Raw genomic sequence first — 14,726 nt, forward strand, 5'->3', positions numbered from 1 at the left:
CTTGAACATCTGCACGGGTTATGGCCATGAAGCCGGCGCGGCGCTGTCTGCCCACCCGGGCATCGACCACATTTCGTTCACCGGTTCGCCGCAGACGGGCAAGATGGTGGCGCATGCCGCCGCCGAGAACCACGTACCGGTCACGCTGGAACTGGGCGGCAAGTCGCCCCAGATCGTGTTCGACGACGCCGACCTGGATGCCGCCATGCCGGTGCTGCTGGCCGCCATCATCCAGAACGCGGGCCAGACCTGCTCGGCCGGCAGCCGCGTGCTGATCCAGCGCGGCGTGTACGAGACCGTGCTCAAGCGCCTGTCGGACGCGTTTTCGGCCACCGTCACCGGTCCGGCCGCGGCCGACCTGGACGTGGGGCCCCTGATCAACGCGCGCCAGCAGGACCGCGTGCGCGGCTTCCTGGCTGAAGCCGAGGCCGAAGGCATGAAGGTCGCGGCCCGCGGCAAGTTGAAGGAAGGCACGCCCGAGGCCGGCTTCTACCAGCCGCCGGTGCTGTTCCGCGACGTGCCGCCCAACAGCCGCCTGGCGCAGGAAGAAGTCTTCGGCCCGGTGCTGGCCGCCATGGTGTTCGACACCGAGGAAGAGGCGCTGGCCATCGCCAACGGCACGCTGTACGGTCTGGTGGCAGGCGTCTGGACCCGCGACGGCGGCCGCCAGCTGCGTCTGGCGCGCAAGCTGCGCGCAGGTCAGGTCTTCATCAACAACTACGGCGCCGGCGGCGGCGTGGAGCTGCCCTTCGGCGGTTCGCGCCAATCGGGCTATGGCCGCGAGAAGGGCTTTGAAGCGCTGTATGGCTTCACCACCCTGAAGACGATCGCCATCCGCCACTGATCCCGGCTTGCGGGCGGCCCGGCCCCTGGCAAAATATCGGTTAACGTTGATGTTTTGCTTCAGGGGCGCCGCCCCGCATTCAGGATCCGTATGTTCACCGGTATTGTTCAAGGCACCGCGAAGATCGCCAAGATCGCGGATCGCGAAGGCCTGCGCACTTTCACGCTGGATTTCCCCCCTGGTTTTTGCGTGGACCTGGCCATCGGCGCCAGCGTGTCCACCGATGGCGTCTGCCTGACCGTCACGGAAATCCTGTCCGAGAACCAGGCAACCTTCGACGTCATGCTGCAAAGCCTGGCCATCACCACCCTGGGCAGCTACCAGGAAGGCGGCCGCGCCAACGTCGAGCGGGCCGCCAAGGATGGCGCCGAGATCGGCGGCCATCCCTTGTCCGGACACGTGGATTTCACCTCTGAAGTGGTGATGGTGAAGTCGTCCGACACCAACCGCCTGATGCGCTTCAGCATCCCCGAGGCCTTCCGCAAGTACGTCTTCGCCAAGGGCTATATCGCCATCAACGGCGCCAGCCTGACCGTATCGGAAGTCAATCGCGCCGAGGGCTGGTTCGAGGTCTGGCTGATTCCGGAAACCCGCCGCATGACGGTGTTCGAGGATAAGCAGGTGGGCGATTTCGTCAATATCGAAATCGAACGCAGCACCCAGGTGGTGGTCGATACGGTGCGCGAAACCGTGCAGGAAAGCCTGGGCAGGCTGCAGCCGCTGCTGGAAGCCATCCTGAAGGAAAAGGGCCTGACGCTGGAGGACTTCGTCAGTCCGCAGGGCAAGCTGAAGTAGCGGGCGGCGTCCGGCCCCTTAGCCGGAAAGCCGCGCGGAAGTCAGGTCCGTCAGCGCGCCATTTTCCAGGACGGCCATCGTCAACCTGTCGACCGTGCCGCGGATTTCGAGTCCGTTGCGGTTGAGTTCATCGCATAGCGATTTCATCAGCGCGCGGTTGGTGGACGACCCCATGGTGATGTGCGGCACATAAGGAATGTCCAGGCGCAAGGTCGGCGCCAGTACCTGGCGGTACAGGGCGTCATGCAGGTGCGACAGCTGGCTGTGGCCTTCATCGGGAACCAGGTACGCATAAGCGTGCGCGGGGTCGGCCCCCAGCATGGCGTAGCGGCAGACGAAGTCTATCGGGCCGTGCTGGCGGGCGACTGCTTCGAGGTGCAGCTGGTAGGCCTGTTCGTCGATGCCCGCGCAACCGAATGCCATGGTGAAGTGCGCCTGCACCAACGGATGCTGGCCGTCATGCTGGCGCCGGAACTCGTCGATGAACCCGGCGTCCTGCGCATCGAGGCGCGGGTAAGCGAGCGTGTGGAGTTTCTTCATGCCGCCAGTCTGCCACTGCCATGCGCGAAAGCAAACCCCGCCGGCGCGCGGCGGGGTGGCGCTCAGTAAGAGAACGCCTTGCCTTGCGGGCGCACGCGGATGCCGGGTTGCAGCCGGGTCCAGGGCAGGTCGGCCGGGTCGGCCTGCATCGGGCCGGGCGCCTTGGCCACCAGCACTTCGTGGGCGATGGGCTGGAAGTCCGCGCGGAAATGCACGGAACTCTTCACCACCAGTATCGCCATTTCCTCGGGCTGCACGCCGCCGACGCGGAACAGGTTGCGGTCCAGCATCTGCGTCTTGGTGGCGCTGACCACCACCCGCACGCCGCCGATGCGCAGGCCGGCCACGGCTTCCAGGTCCACGTCCATGCCGTTCATCATCGGCCCGTCAAAGCGCAGCTTGCCGGGCGACAGGGTTTCGACCACGAATTCGCCTTCGAAGGCCGAATCGCCGGCCACGCCGGATTGGCCGCCCAGACTCAGCCGGACCTTGCCGCCGACGCCGGCCGCCGTGGCCTGGCGTACCGCCTCGGGGTCGTAGAACAGCCCCAGCGCGGCGTTCTGGGCGTCGGCCTGCACCAGCGCGCGCAGCATGCCGGTGGTGTTGGCGTCGCCGCCCGCGCCCGGATTGTCCTGCGTGTCGGCGATGACCACCGGGCGCGACGCGCCCGCGGCCAGCGCCTGCGCGCGGCGCACGGCCTCGGACGGTTCGAGGAAGTCGGGCGACCATTGCGGCTCCAGTTCCAGCACGCGCTGGTACAGGGTTTCGGTCACGCGTTCGACTGCCGCCGCGTCGGTGCCGTAGGCCCAGACCACCGGGCCGCACTCGGGGAAGTCCGCCGCCGGAAAGCCGGGCGCGAACGAGATGGAGGCCACGCCCGGAGTCTGCTCCAGGCTTTCCAGCAGTTCGTACACGCCCTTGGACGGCTGCAGCATGGTGCACATGCCATTGATCGGAATCAGGAAGGGCAGGCGGCGCTGGCTGCGGCTCCAGTTGTCGCCGGCCGCGAGGCGGGCTTGCAGCAGGCGCGCCGCGTGTTCGCCGGTGTCGGCCATGTCCACGTGCGGGTAGGTGCGGAACGCGGCCAGGCCGTCGGCTTCCTGCAGCATCTGCGCGGTGACGTTGGCATGCAGGTCCAGGCTGGCGATCACCGGCACGCCGGGGCCGACGATCTGGCGCATGCGCGCCAGCAGTTCGCCTTCGCCGTCGTCCAGGTGCTCGGCGACCATGGCGCCGTGCAGGTCGAGGTAGATGGCGTCGTAGCCGCCGTTGCGGGCCGCGTCCAGGATTTCGCCGGCGATCCGTTCGTAGGCGTCGCGGGTCACGTGGGCCGAGGGGCTGGCGCCCGCCCAGATCACGGTTTCGACGGTGTGGCCCTGGGCCAGCGCCGCGTTGATGAAGCCGCCGGCGGGGATGTTGACCTCGCGCAGCGCCAGCATGTCCTTGCCGCGCACCATGGCCGGGAATCCTTCGCCGCGCACGAAGTTGTCGTAGGCGGCGAGCGACGGCGCGAAGGTGTTGGTTTCGTGCTGGAAGCCAGCAACCAGAATATGCATGATCGTTTCCTGTGGGTGGGACTTCAGGCGCGGGCGGGCGCGGGGCGGGGCGGACGGTTCACCAGCAGCAGCAGGGCACCTGCCACCAGCAAGGCGGAGATCACGTACAGTCCGCCAGCCAGCGTGCCGGTGGCTTCCTTGGACCAGCCGATGATGGACGGGCTGAGGAATCCGCCGAGCAGGCCGATGCTGTTGATGAGGGCGATGCCGCCGGCCGCTGCCTCTCCTTTGAGGTACTGCGACGGAATCGCCCAGAATACCGTGTAGGAGGCCCACATGAAGCCCGTGGCCAGGGTGATGGCGCTCAGGGAGAGCGCGAATTGCGTCGGCGCGGCGGTGGCGATGCACAGCGACACGCCGGCCAGCAGCGCGGGAATCAGAGTGTGCCAGCGCCGTTCCTGCATGCGGTCCGAACTGCGCGCGAACCACAGCATGAAGGCGGCCGCCGCGATGTACGGGACGGCGGAATACAGGCCGATTTCCATGGTGTCCTGCACGCCGGCCAGCTTGAGCAGCGTGGGCAGCCAGAAGCTGACGGCATAGATGCCGCAGATCAGGCAGAAGTACGTCAACGCCATGCGGTAGATGGCGGGGTCGCGCAGCACCTGCCTGAAGGCGTGCTTCTGCTGCGCGCCGCGGGTCTCCAGGTCGGCGGCCAGCAGCGCTTTTTCCTCGGCGCTGAGCCACTTGGCCTCGGCGGGCTTGTCGTCCAGGTAGCGGTAGGCGATCACGCCCAGCAGCACGCAGGGCAGGCCTTCCAGCAGGAACATCCATTGCCAGCCGTCCAGGCCGTGCGCGCCCGAGAACGCGGTCATGATCCAGGCGGATACCGGACCGCCGACGATGCCGCCGATGGGGCCGGCCAGCATCACCACCGCCATGACGCCGGCCATGCGCGACTGCGAGTACCAGTAGGTCAGGTAGAAGATCATGCCGGGCGCGAAGCCGGCTTCGAACACGCCCAGCATGAACCGCAGGACGTAGAAGCTCCATTCGCCCTGCACGAACAGCATCGAAGCCGAGGTCAGGCCCCACAGCACCATGATGCGGCTGATCGTGCGGCGCGCGCCGATACGGGTCAGCAGCAGATTGCTGGGCACTTCGAAGATGACATAGCCCAGAAAGAAGATGCCGGCGCCCAGGCCGTAGACGGCGTCGGAGATGCCGATGTCCTGCTGCATCTGCAGCTTGGCGAAGCCGATGTTGATGCGGTCCAGGTAGGCAAAGACGTAACAGAGCAGCAAGAAGGGCAGCAGGCGCCACGTGATCTTGCGGTATAGCGGGGCCAGGCGCGGGTCCGCGCCCGGCGTGGTCGGATTTGGCATTGCATGTCTCCTCGCGCGGGTCTGGCGCCCGCGGTGGCTGGGGTTGCGCCGGAAACCCTGTGGCTTCCGGGGCCGCCATTATTGGAAGACTGCGGTGTTCCGAACAATGACCGGAGTGATAAATTATCGTTGCCCTGTAGGCAACACTTGAATCACCCTCAACCGGCGCCGCCTGGCGCCCCAGGAACGCGGGATATGCAGGAAATCAGCCAGGTCCGCCTGAAGTACTTCAACGAGGTCATGGCCTGCGGCTCGATACGAGGCGCGGCCGACAAGCTGGATACGGCGGCCTCCGTCATCAGCCGCCAGATCCAGCTGCTGGAAAAGGAGCTGGGCGTGCAGCTGTTCGAGCGGCGTTCGCGCGGGCTGACGCCCACCGAGGCCGCCGACATGCTGTTGGAGTACCACCGTGGCTGCCGCGCCCAGCAGGAACACCTGAACGCGCGCCTGCAGGAATTGCGCGGCATGCAGCGCGGCAACGTGCAGCTGATGATCAGCGAAGGCTTCATCGACGGACTGATGGAGCATGTGGTCGGGCCGTTCTGCATCGAGTATCCGCAGATCAACATCAGCGTCAACGTGGGGTCCGTGAATGAAGTGGTCGAGGCCGTGGCCTCCGATGCCGCCCACATCGGGCTGGCCTACAACCCGCCCGTGGATCCGCGGCTGCGCTGCCGCGCCAGCCGCAAGCATCCGGTCTGCCTGCTGGCGGGCCGCGGCCACGCGCTGGCCGCAAGGCGCGGACCGTTGACCATCGCCGACATCCTGCCGTATCCCTTTGCGCTGATGTCCGCGCCCTACGGGCTGCGCCAGGCGGTGGACCTGCTGGAATTCACCGAGCGCATCCACCTGACGCCCAGCCTCACCACCAATTCGCTGCGCGTACTGAAGCAGTACGCCATGACGGGGGCGGGCGTGACCTTGATGCCCAACCTGGGCGTGCACCATGAACTGGCCAGCGGCGAACTGGTCGCGATACCCATCGCCCATCCTATCCTGAGCGCGCCCGAATGCCAGGCGCTGCTGCGCCTGGGGCGGCCGCTGTCGTCCGCCGCCAACGAGGTCATGCGCCGCATAGAACAACGCCTGCCGGCGTTCGCGGGCAGTTGAGCGCCAGCGCGTCGGGCTGCGTCCGCTTACAATGGGCGCACTTTCGGAGGTATCACCATGTCGGTCACAACCGATATCAAAATACGCCCCCTGGAGCGTGGCGACCTGCACTTCGTGCACAAGATCAACAATAACGACGTCATCATGCGTTATTGGTTCGAAGAGCCCTACGAGGCCTACGACGAACTGGTCGCCCTGTATGACCGCCACTTGCACGACCAGAACGAGCGGCGCTTCATCATCGAGCACGACACCGGGCAGCCCGCCGGCCTGGTCGAGCTGGTGGAAATCGACTACATCCATCGCCGCGCCGAATTCCAGATCATCATCGCGCCCAGCTATCAGGGCCGGGGCTACGCCAAGGCGGCGACGCGCATCGCGGTGGGCTACGCCTTCCGCGTGCTGAACCTGCACAAGGTCTATCTGGTGGTGGACAAGGACAACACCGCGGCCGTGCACATCTACGAGCGCTGCGGCTTCCAGATCGAAGGGCTGCTAAAGGAAGAGTTCTTTTCCAACGGCGGCTACCGCGACGCCTACCGCATGGCGCTGCTGCAGCACGACCATCTGCGCGATGTGGGGCCTGGGGCGCCGGATGCGCCGGTGCTGCGCGACTGGCCGCAGGAAGAGCAGGCGGGCTGAAAACCGCTTTTACCGGCGGCCATGCATTGCATGCGCCGCCGGTGACTTGGATTGCCCTGCGTCAGTGGGCGGCGGGCGCCGCCCGCAACAGCCGCAGGCCATTGGCCACCACCAGCAGGCTGGCGCCCACGTCGGCGAACACCGCCATCCACAGCGTGGCGTTGCCGGTCATGGCCAGGGCCAGGAACACGGCCTTGATGCCCAGCGCCAGCGCAATGTTCTGCACCAGCACGCGATGCGTGGCGTGCGACAGGCGCAGGAAGGTGCCGATCTTGCGCAGGTCGTCGTCCATCAGGGCCACGTCGGCCGTTTCGATGGCGGTGCCGGTGCCGGCCGCGCCCATGGCGAAGCCGATGTCGGCGCGGGCCAGGGCGGGGGCGTCGTTGATGCCGTCGCCCACCATGCCCACGCGGCCGCCCGACGCCAGCTTGCTTTCGATGGCGCCCAGCTTGTCTTCGGGCAATTGGTCGCCGCGGGCTTCGTCGATGCCGACCTGTTGCGCGATGGCTTGCGCCGTGGGCGTGTTGTCGCCTGTCAGCATCAGGGTGCGCACGCCCAGGGCATGCAGGTCCGCGATGGCGGCGGCGCTGGTCGGCTTGACCGTGTCGGCCACGGCGGCCACGGCCAGCACGCGGCTGCCGTCGGTCAGCGCGATGGCGCTCTTGCCCTGGCGTTCCAGTTCATCCAGGCGCGCTTCCAGCTTGGGGCTGGAGACGCCCAGTTCGCGCATCAGGCGGCGGTTGCCCAGCTGGAAGGTCACGCCGTCCAGCGTGGCGCTGACACCGCGGCCGGGCAGGGCGGTGAAGTCCTGCACATCCAGCAAGGCCGTGCCGGCTTCGCGCGCGGCATTGGCCACGGCCAGCGACACCGGGTGGTCGGAGCGGGCAGCCAGGCTGGCGGCGACCAGCGTGGCCGGCTGGCGGCTCTGGTCGGACACGTCCCAATCCTGGATGTCGGTCTGTACCGGCTTGCCGTGGGTCAGCGTGCCGGTCTTGTCCAGCGCCAGCCATTTCAGGTTGCGGCCTTCTTCGAGGTACACGCCGCCCTTGACCAGGATGCCGCGGCGCGAGGCTGCGGTCAGGCCGCTGACGATGCTGACAGGCGTCGAGATGACCAGCGCGCAGGGGCAGGCGATGATCAGCAGCGCCAGGGCGCGGTAGATCGCGTCGAACCAGGGCTGGCTCCAAAACAGCGGCGGCAGCACCGCCACCAGCACCGCGATGCCTACCACCGTCGGCGTATAGATGCGCGAGAAGCGGTCGATGAAGCGCTGGGTCGGCGCGCGCGCGCCTTGCGCCTGTTCGACGGCGTGGATGATGCGCGCCAGCGTGGTGTTGCCGGCCGCCGCGGTGACGCGGTATTCGAAGGAGCCGGCGGCGTTGACGGTGGCGGCGTAGACCGGATCGTCCTGCGTCTTTTCCACGGGCAGGCTTTCGCCGGTGATGGGGGACTGGTCCACGGCCGAGTTGCCGCTGACGATGATGCCGTCGGCCGCGATGCGTTCGCCCGGACGCACGCGCACGATGTCGCCCACCTGCAGTCGGGCGGCAGGCACTTCCAGCCAGTCGCCATTGGCCTGGCGCACGGTGGCGGTTTCCGGCGCCAGGTCGAGCAGGCCGCGGATGGCGTTGCGCGCCCGGTCCAGTGAGCGGGCTTCGATCAGTTCGGCCACGTTGAACAGGAACATCACCATGGCCGCTTCGGGCCATTGGCCGATCAGCACGGCGCCGGTGACGGCGATGCTCATCAGGGCGTTGATGTTGAGGTTGCCGTTGCGCACGGCGATCCAGCCCTTGCGGTAGGTGCTGACGCCGCAGGCCAGGATGGCGGCCACGGCCAGGGCCGCGGTGACGCCCAGCGGCCAGCCGGCGAAATGCGACAGTTCCGACAGCGCCGCCAGGACGCCGGAGCCGCCGATCAGCCACCAGTTCACCGGCTTGGCCGCGGGGGCGGGCGTGCCGGGGGCGTTGTCGGCCAGGGGCTCGGGCGTCATGTCCAGCGATTTGATGGCGGCCATGACGCGGTCCAGCGCGCCTTCGGCGTGCACTACCGTCAGGACGCGCTGCATCAGGTTGAAGTCCAGCGCATGCACGTCGGCCATGTTGTCGAGCTTCTTGCGGATCAGCGTTTCCTCGGTGGGGCAGTCCATCTGGCCGATGCGCAGGCGCGCCAGCGACTGTCCCGGCCCGGCGGTAAGCGCGGCCGCGCCGGCGCCCGAGACGCTGAAGGGCTGGCCGTCGCCGCGGCCGCAGCAGGCGTCGCCGCCGTGGTCGTGCTTGTGGCTGTGGTCGTGCTTGTGATCGTGGGCGTGATCATGGCCGGCGTGGTCGTGGCCGTGATCGTGGCCCGCGTGGCTGTGACCCGCGTGATCATGGGCTGCATGACCGTGTCCGGCATGGGCCTGGCGGTTGTTGGCGGGGGCATCGCTCTCATCGTGCGCGCAGCAGGCGCCGCCTTGCCCGGCGGGCATATGTTCGTGTTTTTTGACCGGAGGTAAAGACATCGTCCTCTGCCTTGAAATAAGCTGGTGACGCTATTCCACACCTTGGAGTTACTATAGGGTCAACCCCCTATATCAATCGGATGCGATCCGGGAGGCAGCGATGCGTATCGGCGAATTGGCCACGGCGGCCGGAACCACGGTCGAGACCGTCAGGTATTACGAGAAAGAAGGGCTGTTGCCGGCCCCGGAGCGGGGACTGAACAATTACCGCAGCTACGGCCAGCCCCATCTGGAGCGGCTGCGCCTGATCCGCAATTGCCGGGCGCTGGACATGACGCAGGACGAGATCCGCGCCATCCTGTCGCTGGCGGACAACCATCAGAGCGGTTGCGGCCCCATCAACGAGCTGTTCGACGAGCACATCTCCCATGTGGACGAGCGCATCGCCGAACTGACCCAGCTCAAGACCCAGCTGACCGAACTGCGCCAGCGCTGCCTGTCGGCCCGGCCCGACACGGAAGACTGCGGCATCCTGCATGGCCTGAGCGAAATGCAGGTCGAAGAGCGCCAGGAACGCCACACGCACCTGGGCTGACTACGGCTCTGGCAAGGGCGGCATCACGGAGTACAGGCCTGATGGCCTAGGGAAAACCCGCTGCGCAAAAAGCGTGGCGGCGTCTTGTTGCGTCCAAAATCAACATGTAAGATGTCCAACATCCAACAAATAATGACAAGGCAGCCACGGTCGACGACCAGCGGCGCCGTACAGAGAGGCAGACAAGCATGGATTCCAAGCCCTTGGGCCGATTCACCGTCCTGGACCTGACGCGGGTGCGCTCGGGTCCCGCCGCCGTGCGCCAGTTCGCGGACTGGGGCGCCACCGTCATCAAGATCGAAGAGCCGGGCGACGAGCAGGACGACAAGCCGGGCGGTTCCGCCCAGTTCGCGGACTACCAGAATACCCACCGCAACAAGCGCAGCGTCACGCTGAACCTGAAGCATCCGCAGGGCCGGGCGCTGTTCCTGGACCTGGTGCGCCAGGCCGACGTGGTGGTGGAAAACTACCGGCCCAACGTCAAGTTCAAGCTGGGCATCGACTACGAGACGCTGCGCCAGGTGAACCCGCGCATCGTCTACGCCAGCGTGTCCGGCTTCGGGCAGGACGGCCCCTACGCCGGACGTCCGGGGCTGGACCAGATCGCCCAGGGCATAGGCGGATTGATGTCGGTGACGGGCGAGCCCGGCCGCGGCCCCATGCGGGCGGGGATTCCGGTGGCGGACCTGACCTCCGGCCTGTTCTGCGCCATCGGCATCTTCATCGCGCTGCTGGAGCGCGAGGTGTCGGGGCAGGGGCAGTGGGTGCAGACCTCGCTGCTGCAATCGCAGGTCTGGATGATGGATTTCCAGGCGATGCGCTGGCTGATGAACGGCGAGGTGCCCGGCCAGAGCGGCAACGACCATCCCACCAGCAGCCCGACCGGCGTGTTCCCCACCCGCGACGGCTATATGAACATCGCGGCCATGGGCAACGACATCTATGCGCGCCTGTGCCGCGTGCTGGAACTGCCGCAACTGATCGAAGACGAGCGCTTCCTGACCGTGCCGCTGCGGGCGCGCAACCGTCCCGCGCTGAACGCGGCGATCGGCGCGCGCACCGCCACCCGGACCACCGCCGAATGGATCGCGCTGATGAACAAGGAAGGCGTGCCCTGCGGCCCGATCCTGGGCATGGACCAGACTTTCGAGGATCCGCAGGTGCGCCACCTGGGACTCAGCCGCGAAATCCGCCATCCCTCGTTGGGGCCGATCTCGGTGGTGGGGCAGCCCATGATCCTGAGCCGTTCTACTGCCGGGGAAATGGCGCCCGCGCCCGAACGCGGCCAGCACAACGGCGACGTCTACGGAGGCATGCTGGGCTTGGCGCCCGCCGACCTGCAGCAACTGGCCCGCGAAGGCGTCATTTAAGGGCTCCGTCCAGGCACCGCGCATAAAATCGCCGACTAAGGCCGCCCGCGTATCCGGCGGTCCAGACGGAGACAGCCCAGACATGAACGCACCATCCACCGCCGCCGCCGACCAGGTCTTTTCCAGCCTGGGACGCCCCGACAACCTGCCGGACGAGATCGCCTCGCAGATCCGCCAGAAGATCGTGGCGCGCGAATTCGAGCCGGGCCAGCGCCTGCCCACGGAATTCGAGCTGGCGCAGATGTTCGCCGTCAGCCGCAACGTGGTGCGCGAGGCGATCGCGCGGCTGAAGCTGTCGGGATATGTGGATACGCGGCGCGGCGTGGGTTCCTTCGTGGCGCTGGACGTGGGCACGCGCAATTTCGAGATCGCGCCCGAAGACCTGCTGCAGCCCGAACCGCTGGCGCACATCTTCCAGCTGCGCGTCGAACTGGAATCCGGCGCGGCGGCGCAGGCGGCCTTGCATCGCACCCCCGAACAGATCGAAACCCTGCGCCAGGCCTTGCAACGGGTCGACGCCGCGGGCAATGACTGGCAGGCCGGCGCCGACCACGCGCTGGACTTCCACATGGCCGTGGGCGAGGCCACCAACAACCCTTATTTCGTGCGCCTGTTGGCGCACCTGCGCCACGTGTTCCGCGGCGCTGTGCGCACGCTGCGCTACACCAGCGCCGGCACCGAGCGCGTGCCGGAAATCGAGCGTGAACACCACCGCATCTTCGATGCCATCGTGGCCGGCGACAGCGAGGCCGCGCGCCTTGCCATGCGCGCCCACCTGACCAATGGCATCCAACGCCACCAGACAGTCATACAAGGAAAGCAACCGTGACCATCCACCGCATCCTGCAGGGCGACATCACCGACAACATCGTGGCCGAGAAGCGCGGCGCGATAGGCTGGCTGACGTTCAACGATCCGCAGCGGCACAACGCCGTGTCGTTCGCCATGTGGGAGGCGGTGCCGGTGGTGCTGGAAGCCTTCCGCCAGGATCCGGAGATCCGGGCGGTGGTGCTGCAGGGCGCGGGCGGCAAGGCCTTCGTCAGCGGCGCGAACATCTCGCAGTTCGACACGCTGCGCAGCGGCGAAGACGCGGTGGTCGAATACGAGCGCGTCGCCGAAACCGCGCAGCTGGCGCTGTATGACTACGACAAGCCCACGATCGCGTACATCCAGGGCTATTGCATCGGCGGAGGCTTGAACATCGCCCTGTGCTGCGACATCCGCATCGCCTCGGACAACAGCAGTTTCGCGATTCCCGCCGGCAAGCTGGGCCTGGGCTACCGCCTGACCGCGATCCGCAACCTGGTGACCGCGGTCGGTTCGGCCAACGCGCTGGAAATCTTCCTGACGGCGGCGCGTTACGACGCCCATCAGGCCAAGGAGCTGGGCCTGATCCGCAGGGTGGCGCCGGTGGAAGAACTGCCGCAGGTGCTGGACGCCATGCTGGCGCAGATCCAGGCCAACGCGCCGCTCACGCTGCGCGCGGGCAAGAAGATGATCCGCCAACTGCAGCAGCTGGGACCGGAGGTCGATGTGGAAGGCATGCGCCGCCTGGTGCTGGAGTGTTTCGAAAGCAATGACTACCGCGAGGGCCGCAAGGAGTTCGCGGAAAAGAGAGCGCCGGTGTTCACCGGCACCTGATTTCCGGCCGCGGGCCGGATTCCCTACGCGGCTTGCAGGTCCGCGCCGTCGCCGGCGCGGCCGGGGGAGGCTTGCGTCCTGAATCCGCGCGCGGAACGGATCAACCCGGCCACCGATCCCACCGGGGACGGCCAGGCCACAGACCGTGCAACAAGCGCGGCGACGAGGAGACAGACATGAAAGCGGTTCATCTGAGGGCAGGCCTGGCGGGCTTGGCGGTATGGCTGTGCGCGGCGCCGCTGCACGCGCAGGGGGCCTATCCCAGCCAGCCGGTGCGCATCGTGGTGGGCTACGCCGCCGGCGGCACCACGGACATCCTGGCGCGGGCGTTGGGCGAGCAGTTGAGCAAGGAGCTCAAGCAGCCCGTCATCATCGAGAACAAGGCCGGCGCCGCCGGCAACATCGCCGCGGCCTCCGTGCAGCAGGCCGCGCCCGACGGCTACACGCTGTTCATGGCCACCGTGTCCAGCCACGGCATCAATCCCGTCGTGTACAAGAAGTCGCTGGGCTACGACCCGGTGGGCGGCTTCACGCCGGTCAGCATGATCGCGTCCATCCCGCTGGTGCTGGTGGCCAATCCCAAGCTGCCGGTGGCGTCGGTGGCCGACCTGGTCAAGCTGGCGCGTGAGAAGCCGGGCGACCTGAACTATTCCTCCAGCGGCAATGGCTCGCCGGTGCACGTGGCCGGCGCCATGTTCGCCTCGGAGGCCAAGGTGCAGATCCAGCACGTGCCGTACCGCGGCGGGTCGCTGGCCAATTCCTCGGTCATGAGCGGCGAAACCCAGTTCAGCTTCGCCACCTTGCCGGCGGCCTTGCCGCAGGTTCGCGCGGGCGCCTTGCGCGCCCTGGCCGTGACCACCCGCGACCGGTCGGCGGAACTGCCCGACGTGCCCACGGTGGCCGAGGACCCGATGTTCAAGGGCTACGAGATCAACACCTGGAATGCGCTGATGGCGCCCAAGGGCACGTCCGACGCGGTGGTGGCGGTGCTGAACCAGGCGGTGGCGCGCTCGCTGGCCGTGCCGGCCCTGCAGACCCGCTTCAAGGGCGAGGGCGCCACGCCCGGCGCCAGCAGCCCGGCCGAGCTGGGCCAGTTCGTCAACGCGGAGCTGGCGCGCTGGGCGGGCGTCATCAAAGAGGTCGGCATCCAGATCGAATGACCTCTGGCGGTCCGGGGGGATGACGGCCCGCAGCGGCGGAGTGGCGTAATATGAATTGTGTTTCTTTCTCATTGACGCCAGATCCGATGACCACGACCCCGACCGCCACCCCGCTGCACGCCCTGAATACCCGCCGTTCCTTCAAGTTCCTCCGCGCCCCGGCGCCCAAGCCGGCCGAACTCGAACAGATCCTGCAGGCGGCGATGTCGGCGCCCGACCATGGCGCCTTGCGCCCGTGGCGCTACGTGGTGATCCAGGGCGAGGCCATCGGCAAGCTGGCCGATCTGGCGCTGGACGCGGTCAAGCGCAGCGGCGATCCGCGCATGACGCCGGAAAAGGAAAAGTCCGTGCGCGAGTGGATGGCCGGCGTGCCGCTTTTCATCGCGGTGGCGCAGAAGATCGCGCACGACAATACCAAGATCCCGGAACAGGAACAGCTGCTGGCCACCGGCGCCGCCACCATGAACCTGCTGAACGCCGTGCACATGCTGGGCTATGGCGCGTTCTGGAGCACCGGCATCGGCACCTACGTCGAAGACGTGCAGAACGCGCTGGGCCTGGACGCGCTGGACTACCGCTTCCTGGGCTTTCTGGCCATCGGCACGCCGGCTTGCGCCGTGCCGCCGGCCAACCGTCCGGACTACCGCGAATTCGTCACGGAGTGGACCGGTCCCGTCTGAGACCGCCGTCCAGGATGAAGTAAAC

The 14,726-nt window shown here is 67.4% G+C and carries 14 protein-coding genes; 10 read left to right on the plus strand and 4 right to left on the minus strand.

Annotated elements, in window-relative coordinates; translation table 11 throughout:
- The first annotated feature begins 1 nt into the window (after nt 1).
- Complete coding sequence (locus BRO63_RS34180) at nt 2-844, plus strand: aldehyde dehydrogenase family protein (protein ID WP_179215080.1); 843 nt, start codon at nt 2-4, stop codon at nt 842-844.
- A gap of 90 nt (nt 845-934) precedes the next feature.
- The gene (locus tag BRO63_RS11875) at nt 935-1,639 is read left to right on the plus strand and encodes a riboflavin synthase subunit alpha (protein ID WP_088139991.1); all 705 of its coding nucleotides are present in this window, start codon (nt 935-937) and stop codon (nt 1,637-1,639) included.
- Nucleotides 1,640-1,657: 18 nt separating this feature from the next.
- On the opposite strand, the gene BRO63_RS11880 is transcribed toward BRO63_RS11875, so the two are convergent.
- From BRO63_RS11880 to BRO63_RS11890, 3 genes are all read right to left on the minus strand, one after another.
- The gene (locus BRO63_RS11880; RefSeq protein ID WP_088139992.1) at nt 1,658-2,179 is read right to left on the minus strand and encodes a 2'-5' RNA ligase family protein; all 522 of its coding nucleotides are present in this window, start codon (nt 2,177-2,179) and stop codon (nt 1,658-1,660) included.
- Nucleotides 2,180-2,241: 62 nt separating this feature from the next.
- A complete protein-coding gene (locus BRO63_RS11885; protein WP_088139993.1) occupies nt 2,242-3,735 on the minus strand; it encodes a M81 family metallopeptidase in 1,494 nt (497 codons plus the stop codon).
- A gap of 23 nt (nt 3,736-3,758) precedes the next feature.
- Complete coding sequence (locus BRO63_RS11890) at nt 3,759-5,060, minus strand: MFS transporter (RefSeq protein ID WP_088139994.1); 1,302 nt, start codon at nt 5,058-5,060, stop codon at nt 3,759-3,761.
- A gap of 195 nt (nt 5,061-5,255) precedes the next feature.
- Here BRO63_RS11890 and BRO63_RS11895 point away from each other — a divergent pair, with 195 nt between their 5' ends.
- Nucleotides 5,256-6,170: a LysR family transcriptional regulator gene (locus BRO63_RS11895; RefSeq protein ID WP_088139995.1), complete on the plus strand. Its 915-nt coding sequence runs from the start codon at nt 5,256-5,258 to the stop codon at nt 6,168-6,170.
- A gap of 57 nt (nt 6,171-6,227) precedes the next feature.
- On the plus strand, nt 6,228-6,812 hold the full coding sequence (speG, locus tag BRO63_RS11900) for a spermidine N1-acetyltransferase (RefSeq protein ID WP_013393257.1): 585 nt from the start codon (nt 6,228-6,230) through the stop codon (nt 6,810-6,812).
- 61 nt (nt 6,813-6,873) lie between these two features.
- On the opposite strand, the gene BRO63_RS11905 is transcribed toward speG, so the two are convergent.
- Nucleotides 6,874-9,282, minus strand: coding sequence for a heavy metal translocating P-type ATPase (locus BRO63_RS11905; RefSeq protein ID WP_256943289.1), 2,409 nt, complete (start codon nt 9,280-9,282; stop codon nt 6,874-6,876).
- Nucleotides 9,283-9,415: 133 nt separating this feature from the next.
- On the opposite strand from BRO63_RS11905, the gene cadR reads away from it, so the two are divergent.
- From cadR to BRO63_RS11935, 6 genes are all read left to right on the plus strand, one after another.
- Nucleotides 9,416-9,850, plus strand: coding sequence for a Cd(II)/Pb(II)-responsive transcriptional regulator (gene cadR, locus BRO63_RS11910; RefSeq protein WP_054456564.1), 435 nt, complete (start codon nt 9,416-9,418; stop codon nt 9,848-9,850).
- Nucleotides 9,851-10,038: 188 nt separating this feature from the next.
- Nucleotides 10,039-11,220 (plus strand): CaiB/BaiF CoA transferase family protein, encoded by a 1,182-nt coding sequence (locus BRO63_RS11915; protein WP_088139997.1) that lies wholly within the window; start codon nt 10,039-10,041, stop codon nt 11,218-11,220.
- Nucleotides 11,221-11,302: 82 nt separating this feature from the next.
- The gene (locus BRO63_RS11920) at nt 11,303-12,049 is read left to right on the plus strand and encodes a FadR/GntR family transcriptional regulator (protein WP_088139998.1); all 747 of its coding nucleotides are present in this window, start codon (nt 11,303-11,305) and stop codon (nt 12,047-12,049) included.
- Nucleotides 12,046-12,861 carry an enoyl-CoA hydratase gene (locus tag BRO63_RS11925; RefSeq protein WP_088139999.1) on the plus strand — a complete coding sequence of 272 codons (816 nt, stop codon included), beginning with the start codon at nt 12,046-12,048 and terminating at the stop codon, nt 12,859-12,861. The genes BRO63_RS11920 and BRO63_RS11925 overlap by 4 nt, the downstream gene beginning before the upstream one ends.
- A 176-nt stretch (nt 12,862-13,037) precedes the next feature.
- The gene (locus BRO63_RS11930) at nt 13,038-14,021 is read left to right on the plus strand and encodes a Bug family tripartite tricarboxylate transporter substrate binding protein (RefSeq protein ID WP_088140000.1); all 984 of its coding nucleotides are present in this window, start codon (nt 13,038-13,040) and stop codon (nt 14,019-14,021) included.
- 86 nt (nt 14,022-14,107) lie between these two features.
- Nucleotides 14,108-14,701: a nitroreductase family protein gene (locus tag BRO63_RS11935; protein WP_088140001.1), complete on the plus strand. Its 594-nt coding sequence runs from the start codon at nt 14,108-14,110 to the stop codon at nt 14,699-14,701.
- Nucleotides 14,702-14,726: the final 25 nt, after the last annotated feature.

Source organism: Achromobacter xylosoxidans, from assembly GCF_002192695.1.
GTDB classification, from domain to species: domain Bacteria; phylum Pseudomonadota; class Gammaproteobacteria; order Burkholderiales; family Burkholderiaceae_B; genus Achromobacter; species Achromobacter xylosoxidans_C.

Excerpts from the sequence above, each read along its gene's own strand:
- speG (WP_013393257.1), top strand. The coding sequence starts at position 6,228 with ATGTCGGTCACAACCGATATCAAAATACGCCCCCTGGAGCGTGGCGAC.
- cadR (WP_054456564.1), top strand. The coding sequence starts at position 9,416 with ATGCGTATCGGCGAATTGGCCACGGCGGCCGGAACCACGGTCGAGACC.
- BRO63_RS11915 (WP_088139997.1), top strand. The coding sequence starts at position 10,039 with ATGGATTCCAAGCCCTTGGGCCGATTCACCGTCCTGGACCTGACGCGG.
- BRO63_RS11920 (WP_088139998.1), top strand. The coding sequence starts at position 11,303 with ATGAACGCACCATCCACCGCCGCCGCCGACCAGGTCTTTTCCAGCCTG.
- BRO63_RS11885 (WP_088139993.1), bottom strand. The coding sequence starts at position 3,735 with ATGCATATTCTGGTTGCTGGCTTCCAGCACGAAACCAACACCTTCGCG.
- BRO63_RS11935 (WP_088140001.1), top strand. The coding sequence starts at position 14,108 with ATGACCACGACCCCGACCGCCACCCCGCTGCACGCCCTGAATACCCGC.
- BRO63_RS11890 (WP_088139994.1), bottom strand. The coding sequence starts at position 5,060 with ATGCCAAATCCGACCACGCCGGGCGCGGACCCGCGCCTGGCCCCGCTA.
- BRO63_RS11895 (WP_088139995.1), top strand. The coding sequence starts at position 5,256 with ATGCAGGAAATCAGCCAGGTCCGCCTGAAGTACTTCAACGAGGTCATG.
- BRO63_RS11875 (WP_088139991.1), top strand. The coding sequence starts at position 935 with ATGTTCACCGGTATTGTTCAAGGCACCGCGAAGATCGCCAAGATCGCG.
- BRO63_RS11930 (WP_088140000.1), top strand. The coding sequence starts at position 13,038 with ATGAAAGCGGTTCATCTGAGGGCAGGCCTGGCGGGCTTGGCGGTATGG.
- BRO63_RS11880 (WP_088139992.1), bottom strand. The coding sequence starts at position 2,179 with ATGAAGAAACTCCACACGCTCGCTTACCCGCGCCTCGATGCGCAGGAC.
- BRO63_RS11905 (WP_256943289.1), bottom strand. The coding sequence starts at position 9,282 with ATGCCCGCCGGGCAAGGCGGCGCCTGCTGCGCGCACGATGAGAGCGAT.